This is a genomic window from Azospirillum sp. TSH100 (genome assembly GCF_004923295.1).
In the GTDB taxonomy this organism is placed as follows: domain Bacteria; phylum Pseudomonadota; class Alphaproteobacteria; order Azospirillales; family Azospirillaceae; genus Azospirillum.
The window spans coordinates 383,646-403,255 of sequence record NZ_CP039634.1; the positions used below are offsets into that span (position 1 = coordinate 383,646).

Consider the following 19,610-nt stretch of genomic DNA (forward strand, 5'->3'; position numbering starts at 1 on the left):
CGTCTCAGGCGATAAGGTCAATCGAGCCGATTCGCGCGCATCCCACGATGGTGCCCGATGATCCGGCGCACCGCGAGGATTCTCGGCCTGTCATTGACCGGGGTCGGCGCCGTGGCTCTGGCGGCCGGTGGGCTGTTCGCGTGGCGGCTGTCGCAGGGACCGGTCGCGCTCGATCCGCTGATCCCCTATGTCGAACGGGCGCTGAGCGACCGCGACGGGCGGTTCCACGTCGGCATCGGTGAACTGGTGCTGTCGCTGGAGGACGAGGACGGGCTTGAGGGAGCCGGCCGCCGTCTCGACCTGCGCGCCCGGCGGGTGCAGGCGCTGAACGCCGATGGGGCGGAACTGGCGGCGGTGCCCGAGATGGGCATCGGCTTCTCCATCCCGGCCCTGTTCCGCGGCACGCTGTCGCCGACGCGCCTCGATCTGGTCAGGCCCCGCCTGTCGATCCTGCGCCGGGCCGACGGCAGCCTCGCCTTCGACGTGCGGTCCGACACGCAGTCCGCCCGCAAGCCCGATGCCCAAACTCCCGATGGCGGCAGCCCCGACCTGATGGACGAGGCGCTGGACAGCCTGCGCCGCCCGCCCGACATCGACCGGCCGCTGGGCCTGCTGCGCCGGCTGTCGGTGACCGGCGCCGACTTGCGGGTCGAGAACCGCATGCTCGATCTGGCCTGGCACGCCACCCGCGCCGACGTGGTGCTGACCCGCGACGCCCAGGGCGCCCAGGGCCGTGCCCGCGTGACGTTGGACCTGGGCAACGCCGGTGGAGCACCGCAGGCGCGCGCCGTGACCATCACCGCCGCCGGCCGCTACAACATCGCCGACACCACCAGCGACCTGTCCATGTCCGTCGACGGGCTGGAACCGGCGGCGCTGGCGGATTTCGGGCCGGCCCTGGCACCGCTGTCGGCGGTGAAGCTGCCGCTGTCCGGAACGGTCTCGGCGCGACTCGACGATCGCCTGGAACCCCTGAGCGTCGACCTCAAGCTGCGCGGCGGTGCCGGCACCGTCGCCCTGCCCGCCCTGCGGCCGGAACCGGTCGCCGTGCAGAGCCTGGAACTGCATGGCGGACTGGATGTGCCGGGCCGGCGGCTGCGGGTCGACGGACTGTCGCTGACGGCGGCCGCCCCGGACGGCGGCGAGCCGCTGGCGCTGAGCGGCCAGGGCCAGCTGGCCGAGACCGACCGGGGCCGCGATCTCCAGGCCCGCCTGTCGCTGACCGCCGGCGGCCGCACCGCCGGATTGGAGCTTTCGGGGTGGCAAGGACCGGACAAGGCCGGCCAGGCGACCGCAAGGCTGTCCGGCTTCACCCCCGCCGCCATCGCCAATCTCGCCCCGTCGCTGAAGCCGCTGAAGACGGCGGAGCTGCCGCTGTCGGGAACGGTCGAGATGGCCTTCGACCCGCTGCTTCAGCCGACCGCCGGCAAGCTGGACATCGCCGCCGACCGCGGCCGGCTGCTGCGGCCCGATCTGTTCGAGGGGCCGGTGCCGGTGGAGTCGGCCCGGCTGCGCCTGCACGGCGACCGCGACCGCATCGAGTTGGACGGGTTCAGCGCCGTGCTGGGCGAAGCCGGCAGGCCGCAGCCGCGGCTGGAGGCCACCGCCAGCGCCCAGCGCCAGGGCGACCGCATGTTGGTGGAGACGCAGGCGACCGCCCTCGGCGTTGCCCTGGACGAGCTGCGCCGCTATTGGCCGACCTTCGCCAGTCCGAACGCGCGCGAATGGGTGACCAAGAACCTGTCGCATGGAACGGTGACGCAGGCGCGGGCCGAGGCGGCGCTGTCCGTGCCGCTCGACACGCAAGGGAAGCCGGCGGGAGAGCCGGACCTGACCCGCTTCCTCGCCACCATCGCCGGCGAGGACGTCAACGTCCGCTATTTCCACAACCTGACGCCCGTCACCGGCGCGGCCCTGGAGGCGACCACAGACGGCAAGACCTTCACCGTCCTGACCAGGGGCGGCCGGATCGCCGATGCCAAATCGGGCGACATCGAAATCGGCGACGGCAAGGTGGTGATCGGCGGGCTGGACATCGGCAAGGAGACGATGGACATCCGCCTGCCGGTCCAGGGGCCGGTGCGGTCCATCCTGACCCTGATCGACATGCCGCCGCTGGGCTATCCCACCAAGCTGGAGATGGACCCGAAACGCACCCAGGGCACGGCCGAGGCGCAGCTGCATTTCGCCTTCCCGCTGCTGGCCGACCTGAAGGTGGAGCAGCTCGACCTCGACGTGACCGGCAAGCTGCACAAGGTCGGGGTGGAGAAGGTGGCGGCCGGGATGAACGCCACCGATGGTGAACTGTCGCTGGCGCTCGACCTGAAGGCGATGCAGATCAAGGGTGCCACCAAGCTGGACGGCATCCCGGTCACCATCGACTGGAACGAGTCCTTCGACAGCGCGGCCAAGGGACCTCGCACCCGCATCGCAGTGAAGGGCGACGCCACCGCCGACGATCTGCGCGCCCACGGCATCGATCTGGAAGACCGGGTGCAGGGCCCCTTCGGCGCCGACATCCTGTTCACCGTGGACCGCAAGCACAAGCTGCTGCTGACCGCCGGCCTCAATCTGGAGAGGACCCGGCTGTCGATCGAGGAACTGGGCTGGGCCAAGCCGCCCGGCAAGCCCGGCACCGGCAAGCTGACGCTGGAGTTCGACAAGGACCGCCCGACCCGGATCAGCAACCTGACCGTCGACGCCGGCGGGCTGAAATCCGTCACCAACCTGGAACTCGCCGATGGCGGCAAGCGGGTGGCGCGGGTGCAGACCCCCAGCTTCAAGCTGGGCCAGACCGACCTGCGCGCCGACCTGACCGTGCTGCCGCCGGCCAAGCCCGGCGGACCAGCTGGAGGCCCATCATCCGGCGGCTATGCCGGCACCATCACCGGCACCAGCCTTGATGCCCGCGGCCTGACCGGCAAGACACCCTCGGGCGAGGGCGCGATGACGCCGCCGCCCAAGAAGGCGCCGACACCTGCCGACGACGGCCGCAAGACCCCGCTGGACATCGCCATCAAGTTCGACTCGGTGGTGTTCGGCGACGGCCGGCGGCTGCGGCAGGTCGCCGGAGCCATGAAGCGGGACGCCACCGCCTGGACCCTGCTGGACCTCACCGGACGCAGCGAAGGCGGCGGCGTTTCGCTGAAATGGCGGCCGGGGCCGCAGGGCGTCTACGATCTCGCCATCACTGCCGAGGATCTGGGATCGGCCTTGCAGGCGATGGACCTGAACGACCGCATGCGCGGCGGCCGGTTGACCCTGACCGGCCGGTCGGCCGCACCTCGCGCCGATGCCGCCATCGTCGGCAAGGCGGAAATCCGCGACTACACGCTGATCGACGTTCCGGCCCTGGCCCGCATCCTGAACGCCATCTCGCCGTCCGGCTTCGCCGAGCTGCTGGGCGGCGGCAAGGGCATCGCCTTCGGCCGCATGTCGGCGGATTTCCGCAAGGAAGGCCGGCTGCTGACCCTGAAGGATCTGCGCACCTCCGGTTCGGCGCTCGGCCTGACGCTGGAGGGCCAGATCGACCTGGAGACGGAAACCGCCAATCTCCAGGGCACTATCGTGCCGGTCTATGGCCTCAACCGTCTGATCGGCCAGATTCCGCTGCTGGGCGACGTTCTGAGCGGCGGCGAGGGCCAGGGCATCTTCTCCGCCACCTGGCATGTCCAGGGACCGCTGTCCGACCCCGACGTGTCGGTCAACCCGCTGGCGGTGCTGGCCCCCGGCTTCCTGCGCAACCTTTTCTTCCTCGGCGGCGAAGGCTCTCCGGCGCCGGACACAAAGCCGTCGCCGGAGTCGCACATGCGGTGAGGAGCCGCTGCGCCTCCCACCCGCCTCTGTCTTACGCCACCTTCACCAGCGCATGACGCTTCTTGCCAGCGCTGAGCTTCACCACGCCATCGGCGTTCAGGTCCGCCACGGTCGCTTTCGCAGTTTCATCCGCGATCGGCCCGTCGTTGAGCTTGGCGCCGCCGCCCTTGATCAGGCGCCGCGCCTCACCCTTCGACGCGGCAAGACCGGCCGACACCAGCAGGTCGACCACCGGCAGGCCGGCCTCCAGATCAGCGCGGGCCACCTCGATGCTGGGCAGCCCCTCGGCCGCGGCCCCTTCCTCGAAGGCGCGGCGCGCGGTCTCGGCGGCCTCCAGCGCGGCGGCCTCGCCATGGGCGAGCTTGGTCACCTCGTTGGCCAGGATCTTCTTGGCCTCGTTGATCTCCGCACCTTGCAGGCTTTCCAGCCGGGCGACCTCGTCCAGCGGCAGCTCGGTGTAGAGGCGCAGGAAGCGGCCGACATCGGCATCCTCGGTGTTGCGCCAATACTGCCAGAAATCATAGCTGCTGAGCTTGTCGGCGGTCAGCCACACCGCGCCGGCCGCCGTCTTGCCCATCTTGGCGCCCGACGAGGTGGTCAGCAGCGGCGTGGTCAGGCCGAACAGCTCCGCCCCGTCGGTGCGGCGGCCGAGTTCGACGCCGTTGACGATGTTACCCCACTGGTCCGACCCGCCCATCTGCAAGGTGCAGCCGTAGCGCCGCTTCAGCTCCACGAAATCATAGGCCTGGAGGATCATGTAATTGAATTCCAGGAAGGTCAGCGGCTGCTCGCGCTCCAGCCGCAGCTTGACCGATTCGAAGGTCATCATGCGGTTGATGGTGAAATGCCGGCCGATGTCGCGCAGCAGCGGGATGTATTTCAGCTCGTCCAGCCAGTCGGCGTTGTTCGCCATCACCGCGTCGGTCGGACCATCCCCGAAAGTCAGGTAACGGCCGAAGATGCGCTTGATGCCCGCCATGTTGTTGGCGATGACCTCGTCGGTCAGCAGCTGGCGAGCCTCGTCCTTGCCGGAGGGGTCGCCGATCTTGGTGGTGCCGCCACCCATCAGCACGATCGGCTTGTGGCCGGTCTTCTGCAGCCAGCGCAGCATCATGATCGGCAGCAGGCTGCCGACATGCAGGCTGTCGGCGGTGCAGTCGAAGCCGATATAGGCGACGATCGGCCCCTTCTGCGCACGCTCGTCCAGCGTGGCGAGATCGGTGCACTGGTGGATGAATCCGCGCTCCTGAAGGGTGCGCAGGAACTCCGAGGCGGGAGCCGAGGGGGTGGTCGTCGTCATGGCCGCAATCCGGCTGTCGTTGGAATGAAGGGCGGAAAAATCCCGCGGTCTGTTAGCACGGAACGGCCCCTGCCTCAATCCGGCGCCCCCGATCGGCGTGATCGGAACCGGCAAACCGGTCGGCCTGTTGCCGCCTTCAAGCATCGCTGCACCGCCGCAAGTCTAAAACCGCAATCCAAGCCGGGGAATTCGCTGAAATCCTCCATTGCCGCAATTGACATTGATTCGCAAAGCAGGGATGGGACCATGACTGTATTTTAGGCGACCCTCATCAGCCGCCAAATGATAGTGACTATCAACTACATCTTTGTTTCAATTGGAGATTTTTATTGTGCGAGTCCTTCAGCTGTGCCAAGGTGCGACAAATCGTCTATTTCGGAGTATCGCATCATGCAAGGCGATCAAGGGGTCCTTGACCGTTTGAACACGCTGCTCACCGGCGAGCTGAGCGCGGCCGACCAGTATCTGTCCCATGCGCGCTCCATGGAGGACATGGGCCTCAAGGCGCTGAGCGAACGCATCTCGCACGAGCGGATGGAAGAGCTGGAGCATGCCGACAAGCTGATCCGCCGCATCCTGTTCCTGGAAGGCACGCCCGACGTCGCCAGCCGCGACCCGCTGCACATCGGCAAGACCGTGCCGGAGATGCTGCGCAACGACCTGAACCTCGAATATGAGGTGGTGGCCGCCCTGAAGGAGGCAATAGCCTATTGCGAGCAGGTGAAGGATTACGACACCCGCCGCATCCTGCTGGAACTGCTGGTCGACACCGAGGAAGACCATGCCCACTGGCTGGAACAGCAGCTTGGCCTGATCGACATGCTCGGCCTGCAGAATTACCTGCAGTCGGCCATGGGCGGCTTCCCGAGCTGAGCGGAGGACGGATCATGAAGGGCAACAGCGACGTCATCGCCCAGCTGCAGATCGTCCTGAAGGACCAGCTGACGCAGATCAACCAGTATTTCCTGCACGCCCGCATGCTGAAGAACTGGGGTGTCAAGGCGCTCGGCAAGTGGGAATATCACGCCTCCATCGAGGTGATGAAGAGCGCGGACGAGATCATCGAACGCATCCTGTTCATCGAGGCGATCCCCAACCTCCAGGATCTCGGCAAGCTGCGCATCGGAGAGGATGTGCCGGAGATCCTGGCCAGCGACCTCGCCGCCGAGCAGGAGGCCCGCGACCGCATCGCCCATGCCATCGCCGTGTGCGAGGAGAAGGCCGATTACGTGTCGCGCGACGAGCTGTCCGAACTGCTGGAAGAGTCGGAGGAGCGCATCGACTATCTGGAAACCCAGCTGAGCCTGATCGACGACATCGGCCTGCCCAACTACATCCAGTCGGCGATGGGTGAGGTCAAGGACTGAATGGTTCGGGGGGCGAGTGCAGCTTGCCCCCTCAAACCCGCCGCAGAATCTCTTCCGCCAGCGCCTGCATCTCGGCCGCCGCCTGGGTCTTGCGCGCGGCCTCCGTCACCGACAGGCCGGTCATCAGCGTTCCGGCATAGGCGGTGCGATTTCCCACCTGGGCCGTCGCCAGTTCCACCGCAGGCGGGGCGACCAGTTCATGGACCTTGGCGACCAGCTCATCGGCGATACGGGCGCGCGGCGGCACGCGGTTCAGCACCAGCAGCAGGCGGCGCTTCTCCTGCGCCGCCAGATCGATGGTCGGATGCACCGCCCACAAATCCATCGGGCTCGGCTGCACCGGCGCCACCACCAGCGTGGCGGCGCGGACGGCGATACGGGCCTCGGTCTGGGCATGGGGCGGGCTGTCGACCACGACGATGTCGTGGCTGCGCGCCAGCTTCTCCACCTCCGCCTGGGTACGCCAGCCGGTGATCTGCACATGGGTGAAGCCGGGCTCGCCGCTGGTGGCTTCCGACCGCACGGCGTGCCAGCGGGTCAGGCTGCCCTGCGGATCGATGTCGACGGTGGCGACCTTGTGGCCGAGCTGCGCCCAGGCGATGGCGAGATGCGCGGCCAGCGTGGTCTTGCCGGCGCCGCCTTTCTGCTGCGCCACGGTGAAGACCTTGCCCGTCATGCCCGCACCCATCATGTTGTGTTGGTTGATTGCGCACTCCCCCTCATAACCTTGGGCATGGCACCGGTGCAACCGCGCGAATTGACACCGGGGCTGCACGGGCTAGAAAGACGCCGTGACCGACCATTCCGCACCCGATACCGGTGAGAAGCGCCCGACGCTGATCCCGGCCACCCCGACCGGCATCGCCCGCGCGGCCGAACTGTTGCGCGCCGGCCGTCTGGTCGCCTTCCCGACCGAAACGGTCTATGGGCTGGGCGCCGACGCCACCGACGACCGCGCCGTGGCCGCCATCTTCGCCGCCAAGGGCCGGCCGCAGTTCAACCCGCTGATCGCCCATGTCCCCGATCTGGTCGCCGCCCACTCCTGGGGCCTGTTCGACGATCGCGCCCACGATCTGGCGACGCAATTCTGGCCCGGTCCGCTGACCATGGTCGTGCCGCGCCCGGCCAACTCCGCCCTGTCGCTGCTGGTCAGCGCCGGGCTGGACAGCATCGCCATCCGCGTGCCCAACCACCCGGTGGCCCAGGCCATCCTGCGCGCCGCCGGCAAGCCGATCGCCGCGCCCAGCGCCAACCGCTCCGGCGCCGTCAGCCCGACAACGCCGCACCATGTGCTGGAAAGCCTGGGCGACCGGGTGGACGGCATCGTCACCGGCGGCAAGTGCATGGTCGGCCTTGAATCCACCGTCATCGACCTGACCGGCCCCGAGGCGGTGCTCCTGCGTCCCGGCGCCGTGCTGCCCGACGAGATGGAGCGGCTGATCGGCCCGGTCCGCCTGTCGGCCGGCGACCCGACCGCGCCGAAGTCGCCCGGCCAGCTGGAAAGCCACTACGCCCCCAACGCCGCGGTGCGCCTGAACGCCTCCTCGGCGGAGGAGGACGAGGCGTTCCTGACCTTCGGTCCCGACCGCTTCGTCTTCGGCGGCACCACGCGGCTGAACCTGAGCCTGGAAGGCGACCTGAACGAGGCGGCGGCCAACCTGTTCTCCCACCTGCGCAGCCTCGACCAGAGCGGAGCCCGGCGCATCGCCGTGATGCCGATCCCTGAGGTCGGGCTTGGCATGGCGATCAACGACCGCCTGCGCCGCGCCGCCGCCCCGCGCAGCTAAATCCTGGGGTGGCGGCTGGTCTGCGCAACAGGTGCATGGAAATGGGGGCGGCTAGATTGTAGAAGTGTCGCGCTTCACTGCGCCAACCTTCTGCCGGACTCCGCGCCATGACCACCATCGCCGCTGCCCTCGACCAGATCCGCGCCATCGTCGGCCCGTCCGGCATCCTCACCGACGCCGCCGACATGGCTCCCTACCTCGCGGAGTGGCGCGGGCGCTTCAAGGGCAACAGCCCGGCGGTGGTCCGTCCGGCCAGCACCGGGGAAGTGGCGGCGGTCGTCAAAATCTGCGCCGAGGCCGGGATCCCCATCGTGCCCCAGGGCGGCAACACCAGCCTCGTCGGCGGCTCCATCCCGTACGAGGAGGGGCGCGAGATCGTGCTCAGCCTGTCGCGCCTGAACCGCATCCGCGACATCGACACGCTGAACTACACCATGACGGTGGAGGCCGGCGTCGTGCTGACCAGCGTGCAGGAGGCCGCGGCCGACGCCGACCGCCTGTTCCCGCTGAGCCTGGGCGCCGAGGGCACGGCGCAGATCGGCGGCCTGATCTCCACCAACGCCGGCGGCATCAACGTCCTGCGCTACGGCAACACCCGCGATCTGGTGCTGGGGCTGGAGGTGGTGCTGGCCGACGGTCGCGTCTGGGACGGCATGCGCCGGCTGCGCAAGAACAACACCGGCTACGACCTGAAGAACCTGTTCATCGGCGCCGAGGGCACGCTGGGCATCGTCACCGCCGCCGTGCTGAAGCTGTTCCCGCGCCCGCGCCAGTCGATCACCGCCTTCGTCGCCGTGCCCAGCCCGGCCGCCGCCATCGAGCTGCTGGCCCGCCTGCGCGCCGCCTCCGGCGACGCCGTGTCTGCCTTCGAGCTGATGTCGCGCCGCTGCCTGGACTTCGCGCTGAAGCATGTCGCCGGCACAATCGACCCGCTGTCGGAGCCGTCGCCCTGGTATGTGCTGACCGAGCTGACCGCCGGCACCCAGTCCGATGCCTTCCAGGAGACGGTGGAGACCGCGCTGGGCGAGGCGTTCGAGGCGGATCTCGCGACCGACGCCACGCTGGCCCAGTCGGATGCCCAGGCCAAGCAGCTGTGGTTCATCCGTGAAGCCATCGTCGAGGCGCAAAAGTTCGAGGGTGGCTCGATCAAGAACGACGTGTCGATCCCGGTCTCCCGCGTCGCCGAGTTCATCGAACTGGCGGAAGCGGCGGTGGCGCAGGCCTGCCCCGGCATCCGTCCGACCCCCTTCGGCCATGTCGGCGACGGCAACATCCACTTCAACCTCAGCCAGCCCGAGGGCGCGGATACCAAGGCCTATCTCGACCGCTGGGACGAGATCTGCCACGTCGTGAACGAGGTGATCTTCAAGCTCGACGGCTCGATCTCCGCCGAACATGGCGTCGGCCGCTTCAAGAAGGACGAGATGCCGGCAATCAAGGGGCCGGTGGAGTTCGACATGCTGCGCGCCATCAAGGCGACGCTCGACCCCAAGGGCCTGCTGAACCCCGGCAAGATGCTGCCCTGACCGCCCTCACCGGCCGCCCCTCATCGGCCGCCAGTGTCATAATATTGCGGGGGACAGGCTTGCGACGACAGACGTAGCGCGATGCTTGTCCCCGGCACGACACAAGGCTATGGTGCGGCCTCCGTTTCTTCTGCGCCTGTCGTACCGCGAGAGAGAGTTTTTCCGATGTCCAAGCCGCGCACTCTGTTCGACAAGATCTGGGACAGCCACGTCGTGCATCGCCAGGACGACGGCACCTGCATCCTCTACATCGACCGCCATCTGGTCCATGAAGTGACCAGCCCGCAGGCGTTCGAAGGACTGCGCGTCGCCGGCCGCAAGGTGCGGCGTCCGGAAGCCACTCTCGCCGTTCCCGACCACAACGTCCCCACCACCGACCGCTCCAAGGGCATCACCGAGGAGGAGAGCCGGATCCAGGTGGAGACGCTGGACAAGAACGCCCGCGACTTCGGCGTCCGCTATTTCCCGATGGACGACGTCCGCCAGGGCATCGTGCACATCGTCGGCCCGGAACAGGGCTTCACCCTGCCCGGCGCCACCATCGTCTGCGGCGACAGCCACACCGCCACGCATGGTGCCTTCGGCGCGCTGGCCTTCGGCATCGGCACGTCGGAGGTGGAGCATGTGCTGGCCACCCAGACCCTGCTGCAGAAGCCGGCCAAGAACATGCTGATCCGCGTGGACGGCAAGGTGAACCCGGGCGTCACCGCCAAGGACATCGTGCTGGCCATCATCGGCAGGATCGGCACCGCCGGCGGCACCGGCTACGTCATCGAGTTCGCGGGCGAAGCCATCCGCGACCTGTCGATGGAAGGCCGCATGACGGTCTGCAACATGGCGATCGAAGGCGGCGCCCGCGCCGGCCTGATCGCCCCGGACGAGAAGACCTTCGAGTATGTGAAGGGCCGTGCCCTGGCGCCGAAGGCCGGCGCCTGGGAGCAGGCCGTCCAGTACTGGAAGACGCTGCCGTCGGACGAGGGCGCGGTCTATGACGCCACCGTCGTGCTGAACGCCGCCGACATCGCCCCGCAGGTCACCTGGGGCACCAGCCCGGAAGACGTGCTGCCGATCACCGCGACCGTGCCGAATCCGGCCGAGATCGCCGATGCCGGCAAGCGCGCTGCCGTCGAGCGTTCGCTCGCCTACATGGGCCTGACCCCCGGCCAGCCGTTGACCGAGGTGAAGGTCGACACCGTCTTCATCGGCTCCTGCACCAACGGCCGCATCGAGGACCTGCGCGCCGCCGCCGAGGTCGCCAAGGGCCGCAAGGTCGCCGAGGGCGTGCGTGCCCTGGTGGTTCCCGGTTCGGGTCTGGTCAAGGAGCAAGCCGAAGAAGAGGGTCTGGACAAGATCTTCACCGAGGCCGGCTTCGAGTGGCGCGAGCCGGGCTGCTCCATGTGCCTGGCGATGAACGCCGACCGTCTGGCTCCCGGCGAGCGCAGCGCGTCCACCTCCAACCGCAACTTCGAGGGTCGTCAGGGCCGCGGCGGCCGCACCCACCTCGTCAGCCCGGCGATGGCCGTGGCCGCGGCGGTGACGGGGCATCTGGCCGACGTGCGCGCTCTGGCATAAGCGGGTTCGGTCTTTCGGACCGGGTGCTGTCGTAACGCGGGCGGGAGTGCTGACACTCCCGCCCGTTTTTTGTCCGGCCTCGACCCGCCATGACGACAGTGATCATCGAGGCAAGTGAAGGAGACGAGCCGATCATGCGGGTGCTTGCGATCTCCGGCAGCCTGCGCGCCGCCTCCACCAACAGCGCGTTGCTGCGGGCCGCAGCTGTTGCGGCACCGGAAGATGTGACCGTCACGATCTTTGCCGGGTCGGATGGACGTGGCGTCGGCAGCCTGCCGCCGTTCAACCCGGATGAGGACGGCGACCCCGCCCTGCCGGCGGTGAAGGACTTTCGTGATGCGCTGACCGCAGCGGATGCGGTCGTGATCGCCTGCCCGGAATACGCCCATGGCGTACCCGGAGCCTTGAAGAACGCCTTGGATTGGGTGGTGGCCAGCGGCGAGATGGTGGACAAGCCCGTTGCGCTGCTGCACGCCTCGTCGCGTTCGACCTACGCACGGGAAGCATTGACCGAGATTCTGACGGTCATTTCAGCCCGATTGATCGAGGAAGCCAGCGTCACCGTGCCTCTGACGGGAAAAACCTTGGACGAAGCCGAAGTGATTCTTGAACGCCCCGAAAGCCTGGCGGTATTGCGGAGCGCTCTTGCCGCTATCGAGGCCGTTGTGGCTGTCAGCACAACGCAATAGGAATCCGTCCGTTTTCCTAGCCGCTCAGTCGCCCCTGCCCCGCGCCTGCCCCAGCAGCCCCTGCGGCCGGTAGATCAGGAACAGCGTCAGCAGCCCGAACGCCACGATGTCCTTGTAGGCGAGCGCGAAATAGGCCGACCAGAAGGTCTCGACCAGCCCCAGCAGGGCCCCGCCCAGCATAGCACCCGGCACCGAGCCGATGCCGCCGACCACCGCTGCGGCCAGCGCCTTGAAGCCGATCAGGTAGCCGGTGAAGAAGTTCACCCCGCCGTAATAGAGCGCGATCACCGCCCCCGCCGCCGCGGCCAGCCCGCCGCCGATGGCGAAGGTCGCCGCCACCGTGCGGTTGACGTCCACCCCGACCAGTTCCGCCGCCGCGATATCGTCGGTGCAGGCCCGATGTGCCCGGCCGAAGGCGGTGCGCTGCATGATCCCCCACAAGCCCGCATAGAGCCCGCCGGTCAGCGCCAGAATCGCCAGTTGGGCCATCAGCGCGGTGACGGTGAAGGCACCATCGCTCGCCAGAGTGAAGCGCTCGGTCAGCACCGGCGTCGGCCACCAGTCGCGCGCGCCATGCAGCAGCCGCACCCCCTCCTGATAGGCGATGGACAGCCCGACCGCGACGATCAGCGGCGTGTGGCTGCGCACCCCGCGCAGGCGGCGGAAGACGAGACGATCCATCGTCCAGCCCTGTACCGCGGTGAAGCCGATCACCAGCACCAGCACGCCCAGCAGGGCCGGCGGCCATGTCGCCCAGCCGGCCATGCCGAGCCCGGCCGCCGCCATCGCCGTCAGCATGGCGCCGACCATGGTCAGCTCGCCCATCGCGAGATTGATCTGGCCGAGGATGGCATAGACCAGCGTGTAACCGAGGGCGAGCAGCCCATAGACGCAGGCGACGGTGGCGGCGTTGATGATTTGCTGGGCCAGGAAGAGGAAAGGCGTCCAGCGGGTCGGCTGCGGCCGATCAGCCTCCACCACGCCGCCGACGGCATCGCGCGGCGGCTTGATGCGCAGCCATTGCTGCAGCATCGCGAAGCGGATGTCGGTCAGCCAGCCATTGCGGTCGGTCGCCACCCCAACCAGGGTCCGCCGCCCCTCCTCCATCGAGGTGCCGGCGAAGCGGCAGGCGATCCAATGGGATTGGCCGCCGCTGCGGTAATCGACGCGCAGCACCCGCTTATCTTCGGCATAACTTCGGGTGGACAGGTCGGTGACGCGGCCGGAGTCGAAGGCTGGGATCAGCTTCCGGCACAGCACATCCTGGTCGGCATCGACGCCGCACCCGGTGAGCATCAGCAGAACGAGGCACAACAGCGGCAGGATGCGGAGCACGGAACCGCCCGGTCAGGTGGGATGGTTCAGCCTACCGACAATTTGGAAGGGTGGGAAGCACCGCCGATCCGCCCCCACCCGCTCCCTCACTCCACCATGTAATCGCGCACCAGAAGCTCGGCGATCTGCACCGCGTTCAGCGCGGCACCCTTGCGCAGGTTGTCGGCGACGCACCAGAAGGACAGCCCGTTCTCCACCGTGATGTCGTCGCGGATGCGGCTGACGAAGACCGGGTTGTCGCCGGCGACCTCCACCGGGGTGACATAACCGTCGCCGGTCTGCTGGTCGACCACCGACACGCCGGGGGCGGCGCGCAGGATGATGCGGGCCTCCTCGGCGCTGATCGGTTCCTCAGTCTCGATGTTGATCGATTCAGCGTGGCCGATGAAGGTCGGCACGCGGACGCAGGTGGCGGCGACCTTGATCTTCGGATCGAGAATCTTCTTGGTCTCCACCGTCATCTTCCACTCCTCCTTGGTGGAGCCGTCCTCCATGAAGGCGTCGATGTGGGGGATGACGTTGAAGGCGATCTGCTTGGGGAAGACGCTCTTGGCGATGGGATCGTTGACGAAGATGGCGCGGGTCTGGGTGAACAGCTCGTCCATCGCCTCCTTGCCGGCGCCCGACACCGACTGGTAGGTCGACACCACGACGCGGCGGATCTTGAAGCGGTCGTGCAGCGGCTTCAGCGCCACCACCATCTGAATGGTGGAGCAGTTGGGGTTGGCGATGATGCCGCGCTTGCGATAGCCGACCACCGCCTCCGGGTTCACTTCCGGCACCACCAGCGGCACGTCGGGGTCCATGCGGAAGTGGGAGGTGTTGTCGATCACCACGGCCCCGGCGGCGGCCGCACGCGGCACATGGACGGCCGAAACCTTGGCGCCGGGCGACGACAGCACGATGTCGACGCCGTGGAAGTCGAACTTGTTGAGATCCTGGACCTTGAGGATGTCGTCCTCGCCATAGGACACCTCCTGGCCGATCGACTTCTCGGAGGCCAGGGCGATGACCTTGTCGGCCGGGAACTTCCGCTCGGCCAGCGTTTGCAGGATCTCGCGCCCGACATTGCCGGTGGCGCCGATGACCGCGACGGTATAGCCCATGACGGTGGTTTCCTTCTGCCGAATATCCGCGAAAACAAGAATGGTGCCGGAGGGCGTTAGGAGCTAGGCACTTTCCCCGCGAATTGCAACCCGTCCAACATCAAAGCTGCCCTCCGGCTGGGTTGACATACCGGGGAAGGCGGCGGGAAGATTCCATCCCTCAACAGTGCCCCGAACGGGCCTCCAGGGAGACTTCACGGATGACCAGCTTCAAGCGCGGCCTTATTGCGCAGACTGTTCTTGGTGCCGCCGCTCTCGCCCTCGCCGGTTTCGCCGCCCCCGCTCTCGCCGACACGCCGAAGGACGCGCTGGTGATGGCGTGGCAGTTCGACGACATCGTCAGCCTCGACCCCGGCGAGATCTTCGAGCTGTCGGGTGCCGAGTACAGCGCCCAGGTCTATGACCGCCTGATCCATTTCGACGTCAACGACGTCAGCAGGATCGAGGGCGAGGCCGCCGAAAGCTGGACCGTGTCGCCCGACGGCAAGACCTTCACCTTCAAGATGCGCGACGGCATCGCCTTCCATTCCGGCAACCCGATGACGGCCGAGGATGTGGCGTGGTCCTTCTCCCGCGCGGTGAAGATGAACAAGGGTCCGGCCTTCATCCTGACCCAGTTCGGCCTGACGCCCGAGACTGTCGACCAGATGGTGCGCGCCACCGACCCGAAGACGCTGGTCTTCACCACCGACAAGGTCTATGCGCCGACCTTCGTGCTCTACTGCCTGACCGCCGACGTCGCCTCCATCGTCGATTCCAAGCTGGTGAAGAGCAAAGAGAAGGACGGCGATTTCGGTGCCGGCTGGCTGAAGACCAACTCCGCCGGCTCCGGCCCCTTTATCCTGAAGCAGTGGAAGGCGAGCGAATTGCTGACCTTCGACGCCAACCCGAAATACTGGCGCGGGGCGCCGAAGCTGAAGCGCGTGCTGATCCGTCATATCCCGGAACCGGCGACGCAGCGCCTGCTGCTGGAGAAGGGCGACGTCGATGTCGCACGCAACCTGAAGCCGGAACAGTTCGAGCCGCTGAAGTCGAGCGACGCCATCCGCCTGGTCCAGGCGCCGAAGGGCACTCTGTGGTATCTCAGCCTGAACCAGAAGAACGCCGCCCTGGCCAAGCCCGAGGTGCGCGAGGCCTTCAAGTATCTGGTCGATTACGACGCCATGGCCGGATCCATCATGAACGGCATCGGCGCCGTTCATCAGGCCTTCCTGCCCAAGGGCTTCCTGGGTGCCGTCAACGACAACCCGTACAAGTACGATCCGGCCAAAGCGAAGGAACTGCTGGCGAAGGCCGGCTATCCCGACGGCTTCACCGTCAGCATGGACGTGCGCAACACCAACCCGACACAGGACATGGCCCAGGCGATCCAGGCCAGCGCCGCCAAGGCCGGCGTGAAGATCGAGATCATCCCCGGCGACGGCAAGCAGGTGCTGACCAAGTATCGTGCCCGCAACCACGAGCTGATGATCCAGCAGTGGGGCGCCGATTACCAGGATCCGCATTCCAACGCCGAGACCTTCGCCTCCAACCCGGACAACAGCGACAACGCCAAGTCCAAGACACTGGCCTGGCGCAACGCCTGGGACATTCCGGAGCTGACGAAGAAGACCGCCGCCGCCGTGGAGGAGCGCGACAGCGCCAAGCGCGCCCAAACCTACGAGGAGCTGCAACGCTCGGTCCTGTCCGATTCGCCCTTCGTCGTCATGTTCCAGCAAACGGAAATGATCGCCGAGCGGAAGAGCGTCAACGGCCTCGTCTGGGGTCCGAGCTTCGACACCAACTACTATTGGAAGGCCGAGAAGAAGTAAGGATGCGGGGGGCTCGTCGCCCCCCTCTCCCTCAACCCCAGGCTCTCACGTCCTCCACCACCACGGCGAGGCTGTCGGACAGGCCTGTCAGCACGCCGCGCTGGACGTCGGCCGCCGGCACCACGCCGCCCTTGCCGTCCGGCAGGTCGCGGGTGGCGGTGGCCGACGCCACGACCGTCACCCGCCAGCCATGATCGACCGCCGACCGCGCGGTGCTGCTGACGCAGTTGTGGGTCATGAAGCCGGCGATGATCATTTCCGTCCGCCCGCTGTCGCGCGCCACCGCCTGCAAGTCGGTCCCGGCGAAGGCGTTGGCGAGCTTCTTGACGATCACCGGCTCGCCCTCGCGGGGTGCCACCTCCGGGATGATCTCCGCCATCGGCCCGCTGGGGTCGAACACCGGCGCGCCCGCCGCGGTGTGGTGGACGATGTGGATCACCGGCACGCCGTTGGCGCGGGCAAGGGCCAGCAGTTCCGCCGCCCGCTCCACCGCCGCATCGACTCCCGACAGGCGCAGGGCGCCGTCGGTGTATTCGCGCTGAAGGTCGATCAGCACCAGAACCGCCTTGTCCAGAGGGGCGGGAGTGACCGGCGCGCCGACGATCTGGCGCAGGGTCCGGGCAGTTTGGGTCGTCATCGGGAGATACTCCGCTGTCGCTCAAGGTTGATGCAGGTGATGTTGCTCTGTTCACCGATGCGCGGCCATCCGCTATCCTCGCACGATGACTGTTCAAAAACTCACAGGCCCGCCCGACTGGGACGACCTGCGCGTCTTCCTGGAACTGGCGCGCGCCGGCAGCCTGTCGGCGGCGGCGCGTGCCCTGCGGCTGAGCCATGCCACGGTGGGACGCCGGCTGGCAGCACTGGAAGCCACCCTCGGCCGCAGCCTGATGGAGCGGCGGCCCGACGGCTATCTGCTGACCGAGGAGGGCGAAAGCGTCCGCGCGCTCGCCGAGGCGATGGACGAGCGGGCGCAGGCGATCCGCCGCCGCGAGGGCGATTCAGCCGGCCTCAGCGGCACCGTGCGGCTGACCATGACCCAGGCGCTTGCCGACGTCTTCCTGATCCCGCGGCTTGGCCCGCTGCGGGCCGCCAATCCGGCGCTCGATCTGGAAATCATCGTCGACAACCGCACCCTCAGCCTCGCCCGGCGGGAAGCCGATCTGGCGATCCGGCTGGCACGCCCGCAGCGCGGCGATCTGGTCGGGCGGCGGCTGGCGACGCTGGGCTATGGGCTCTATGCCGCGCCGGACGCACCCGACACGCTGATCGCCTATGACGAGTCGATGGCGGAGTTGCCGGAAGCCTTGTGGCTGGACCGTCATGGCGGCGGCCGGCGCGTCGCCTTCCGGTCCAACAGCGTGCAGGGTCAGCTTGCGGCGGCGGTCGCCGGCTTCGGCATCGCCTTCCTGCCCGTCATGCTGGCGGACGGCGTGCCGGGACTGGAGCGCCTCCCCCTCCCCGGCCCGCGGCTGACCCGTGAGGCGTGGCTGCTGGTCCACCGCGACCGCCGCGAGGTGCCGCGGGTGCGGGCAGTTATCGAGCATCTGGTGACGGTCTTCACCACTGAACGAGCGCGGCTGGAGGGAACCGCGCCGCTCAGTACCGCGCCGCCATGAAATAGAGCCCGTCCGGCGGGCAGGTCGGCCCGGCCTTGGCGCGGTCGCGGGCTTCCAACGCGCGGCGGACATCGTCCGCCGTCCATTTGCCGGAGCCCACCAGTTCCAGCGTGCCGACCATGTTGCGGACCTGATGGTGCAGGAAGGACCGCGCGGCGGCATGGACGCGAATCTCGTCGCCCTGCCGCTCCACCGCCAGCCGGTCCAGCGTCTTCACCGGCGACTTGGCCTGGCACAGCGCGGCGCGGAAGCTGGAGAAGTCATGCTGGCCGACCAGCACCTGCGCCGCCGCGTGCATCGCTTCGGCATCCAGCGGGCGGGTGACGTGCCATGCCCGGCCGGCGTCGAGCGCCAGCGGCGCCCGGCGGTTGACGATGCGGTAGACATAGGCGCGGCCGGTCGAGGTCAGCCGAGCGTGGAAGTCCTCGGTCACCGCCTCCACCTCCAGCACGGCGATCGGCGCCGGCTTCAGGTGGAAGTTCAGGGCGTCGCGCAGCTTCAGCCCGGTGAAGGGCTTTTCCAGGTCGAAATGGCAGACCTGCCCCAGCGCATGCACCCCGGCATCGGTGCGGCCCGAGCCGTGAACCCGCACAACCTCGCCCGACAGGCGCTGCACCGCCTCCTCCAGGCTCTGCTGGACGGAGGGGCCGTTGTCCTGCCGTTGCCAGCCGACGAAGGGACGGCCGTCATACTCGACGGTCAGTTTCCAGCGCTGCACGACGGTCAGTCCGCCACTGCTTCAGAGGAGGTGGGGGCGGAGACCGGTTGTCCGACCGCCAGCGCGAAGCCGCGCAGGAAGGCCGCCCCATCGACCGGCGCCTTGCCCGGACGCTGCACCTTGGTCAAGCGCACCGCGCCATCGGCGCAGGCGACCGTCAGCCGGTCGTCCAGCAAGGTGCCGGGGGTGCCGGTGCCGGTCGCCGGTTCGGCGGCCAGAACCTTGATGCGCTCACCATTCGCTGCATCGAACCAGCAGCCGGGCCAGGGGGTCAGGGCGCGGACCTGCCGCTCGACGTAAGCGGCGGGCTGCGTCCAGTCGAGCCGCCCGTCCTCGCGCGTCAGCTTGGCGGCGTAGGTGACGCCCTCTTCCGGCTGCGGCACGGCGGCCAGCGTGCCGGCGGCAAGACCGTCCAGCGCCGGGACGATCATGCGGGCGCCGAGCGCCGCCAGCTCGTCATGCAGGCTGCTGGCGGTGGTGGCCGGGGTGATCGCCACCGCCTCTTTCGACAGCATGGCGCCGGTGTCGAGCCCGATGTCCATCTGCATGATGGTGATGCCGGTCTCGGCATCACCCGCCAGGATGGAGCGCTGGATCGGCGCCGCACCGCGCCAGCGCGGCAGCAGCGAGCCATGCACGTTGACGCAGCCCAGCTGCGGCGCGGCGAGGATCGGCTGCGGCAGGATCAGGCCGTAGGCGGCGACCACGGCGACATCGGCCTTGAGGTCGGCGAATTCCGCCTGAGCCTCGGCAGTGCGCAGGCTTTTCGGCGTGCGCACAGGGATGCCGTGCTCCTCGGCGAAGCGGTGGACGGGCGATTTCTGCACCTGCTGGCCGCGGCCGGCCGGGCGGGGCGGCTGGCTGTAGGCGCAGACGACCTGATGCCCCGCCTCGATCAGCGCGGCAAGGCTGGGCACGGCGAAATCCGGCGTGCCCATGAAGACGAGACGAAGCGGGGTCATCA

At 68.2% G+C, this 19,610-nt stretch carries 16 protein-coding genes; 9 read left to right on the plus strand and 7 right to left on the minus strand.

Annotated elements, in window-relative coordinates; translation table 11 throughout:
- Window positions 1-57 precede the first annotated feature (57 nt).
- Window positions 58-3,816 carry a DUF3971 domain-containing protein gene (locus tag E6C72_RS01910; protein WP_109443132.1) on the plus strand — a complete coding sequence of 1,253 codons (3,759 nt, stop codon included), beginning with the start codon at window positions 58-60 and terminating at the stop codon, window positions 3,814-3,816.
- Between the two features lie 31 nt (window positions 3,817-3,847).
- Here E6C72_RS01910 and tyrS read toward each other — a convergent pair whose 3' ends face one another.
- On the minus strand, window positions 3,848-5,116 hold the full coding sequence (gene tyrS / locus E6C72_RS01915; RefSeq protein WP_109443133.1) for a tyrosine--tRNA ligase: 1,269 nt from the start codon (window positions 5,114-5,116) through the stop codon (window positions 3,848-3,850).
- A 390-nt stretch (window positions 5,117-5,506) separates the two neighbouring features.
- Here tyrS and bfr (E6C72_RS01920) point away from each other — a divergent pair, with 390 nt between their 5' ends.
- Window positions 5,507-5,989, plus strand: coding sequence for a bacterioferritin (gene bfr / locus E6C72_RS01920; RefSeq protein WP_109443134.1), 483 nt, complete (start codon window positions 5,507-5,509; stop codon window positions 5,987-5,989).
- A gap of 14 nt (window positions 5,990-6,003) precedes the next feature.
- On the plus strand, window positions 6,004-6,483 hold the full coding sequence (gene bfr / locus E6C72_RS01925; protein WP_109443135.1) for a bacterioferritin: 480 nt from the start codon (window positions 6,004-6,006) through the stop codon (window positions 6,481-6,483).
- 31 nt (window positions 6,484-6,514) lie between these two features.
- On the opposite strand, the gene parA is transcribed toward bfr (E6C72_RS01925), so the two are convergent.
- Window positions 6,515-7,159: a ParA family partition ATPase gene (gene parA, locus E6C72_RS01930; RefSeq protein ID WP_109443278.1), complete on the minus strand. Its 645-nt coding sequence runs from the start codon at window positions 7,157-7,159 to the stop codon at window positions 6,515-6,517.
- Window positions 7,160-7,274: 115 nt separating this feature from the next.
- On the opposite strand from parA, the gene E6C72_RS01935 reads away from it, so the two are divergent.
- From E6C72_RS01935 to E6C72_RS01950, 4 genes are all read left to right on the plus strand, one after another.
- Complete coding sequence (locus E6C72_RS01935; protein ID WP_109443136.1) at window positions 7,275-8,270, plus strand: L-threonylcarbamoyladenylate synthase; 996 nt, start codon at window positions 7,275-7,277, stop codon at window positions 8,268-8,270.
- Window positions 8,271-8,377: 107 nt separating this feature from the next.
- On the plus strand, window positions 8,378-9,796 hold the full coding sequence (locus tag E6C72_RS01940) for an FAD-binding oxidoreductase (protein ID WP_109443137.1): 1,419 nt from the start codon (window positions 8,378-8,380) through the stop codon (window positions 9,794-9,796).
- A 165-nt stretch (window positions 9,797-9,961) separates the two neighbouring features.
- Window positions 9,962-11,368 (plus strand): 3-isopropylmalate dehydratase large subunit, encoded by a 1,407-nt coding sequence (gene leuC / locus E6C72_RS01945; protein WP_109443138.1) that lies wholly within the window; start codon window positions 9,962-9,964, stop codon window positions 11,366-11,368.
- Window positions 11,369-11,457: 89 nt separating this feature from the next.
- Window positions 11,458-12,057: an NADPH-dependent FMN reductase gene (locus E6C72_RS01950; protein ID WP_199228871.1), complete on the plus strand. Its 600-nt coding sequence runs from the start codon at window positions 11,458-11,460 to the stop codon at window positions 12,055-12,057.
- Window positions 12,058-12,081: 24 nt separating this feature from the next.
- Here the strand turns inward: E6C72_RS01950 and E6C72_RS01955 are convergent, their stop codons facing one another.
- Both E6C72_RS01955 and E6C72_RS01960 read right to left on the minus strand, forming a co-directional pair.
- Window positions 12,082-13,392: a branched-chain amino acid ABC transporter permease gene (locus E6C72_RS01955; protein WP_109443140.1), complete on the minus strand. Its 1,311-nt coding sequence runs from the start codon at window positions 13,390-13,392 to the stop codon at window positions 12,082-12,084.
- 86 nt (window positions 13,393-13,478) lie between these two features.
- A complete protein-coding gene (locus E6C72_RS01960; protein ID WP_109443141.1) occupies window positions 13,479-14,498 on the minus strand; it encodes an aspartate-semialdehyde dehydrogenase in 1,020 nt (339 codons plus the stop codon).
- A 200-nt stretch (window positions 14,499-14,698) separates the two neighbouring features.
- On the opposite strand from E6C72_RS01960, the gene E6C72_RS01965 reads away from it, so the two are divergent.
- Window positions 14,699-16,309, plus strand: a complete 1,611-nt coding sequence (locus E6C72_RS01965) for an ABC transporter substrate-binding protein (RefSeq protein WP_109443142.1) — start codon at window positions 14,699-14,701, stop codon at window positions 16,307-16,309.
- Window positions 16,310-16,340: 31 nt separating this feature from the next.
- Here E6C72_RS01965 and E6C72_RS01970 read toward each other — a convergent pair whose 3' ends face one another.
- Window positions 16,341-16,946, minus strand: coding sequence for a cysteine hydrolase family protein (locus tag E6C72_RS01970; RefSeq protein WP_109443143.1), 606 nt, complete (start codon window positions 16,944-16,946; stop codon window positions 16,341-16,343).
- 85 nt (window positions 16,947-17,031) lie between these two features.
- Here E6C72_RS01970 and E6C72_RS01975 point away from each other — a divergent pair, with 85 nt between their 5' ends.
- Complete coding sequence (locus E6C72_RS01975; RefSeq protein WP_109443144.1) at window positions 17,032-17,928, plus strand: LysR family transcriptional regulator; 897 nt, start codon at window positions 17,032-17,034, stop codon at window positions 17,926-17,928.
- Here E6C72_RS01975 and truA read toward each other — a convergent pair.
- Both truA and fmt read right to left on the minus strand, forming a co-directional pair.
- Window positions 17,909-18,646, minus strand: coding sequence for a tRNA pseudouridine(38-40) synthase TruA (gene truA, locus E6C72_RS01980; RefSeq protein WP_109443145.1), 738 nt, complete (start codon window positions 18,644-18,646; stop codon window positions 17,909-17,911). The genes E6C72_RS01975 and truA overlap by 20 nt on opposite strands.
- A 5-nt stretch (window positions 18,647-18,651) precedes the next feature.
- Window positions 18,652-19,608 (minus strand): methionyl-tRNA formyltransferase, encoded by a 957-nt coding sequence (fmt, locus tag E6C72_RS01985; protein ID WP_109443279.1) that lies wholly within the window; start codon window positions 19,606-19,608, stop codon window positions 18,652-18,654.
- Between the last annotated feature and the right edge of the window lie 2 nt (window positions 19,609-19,610).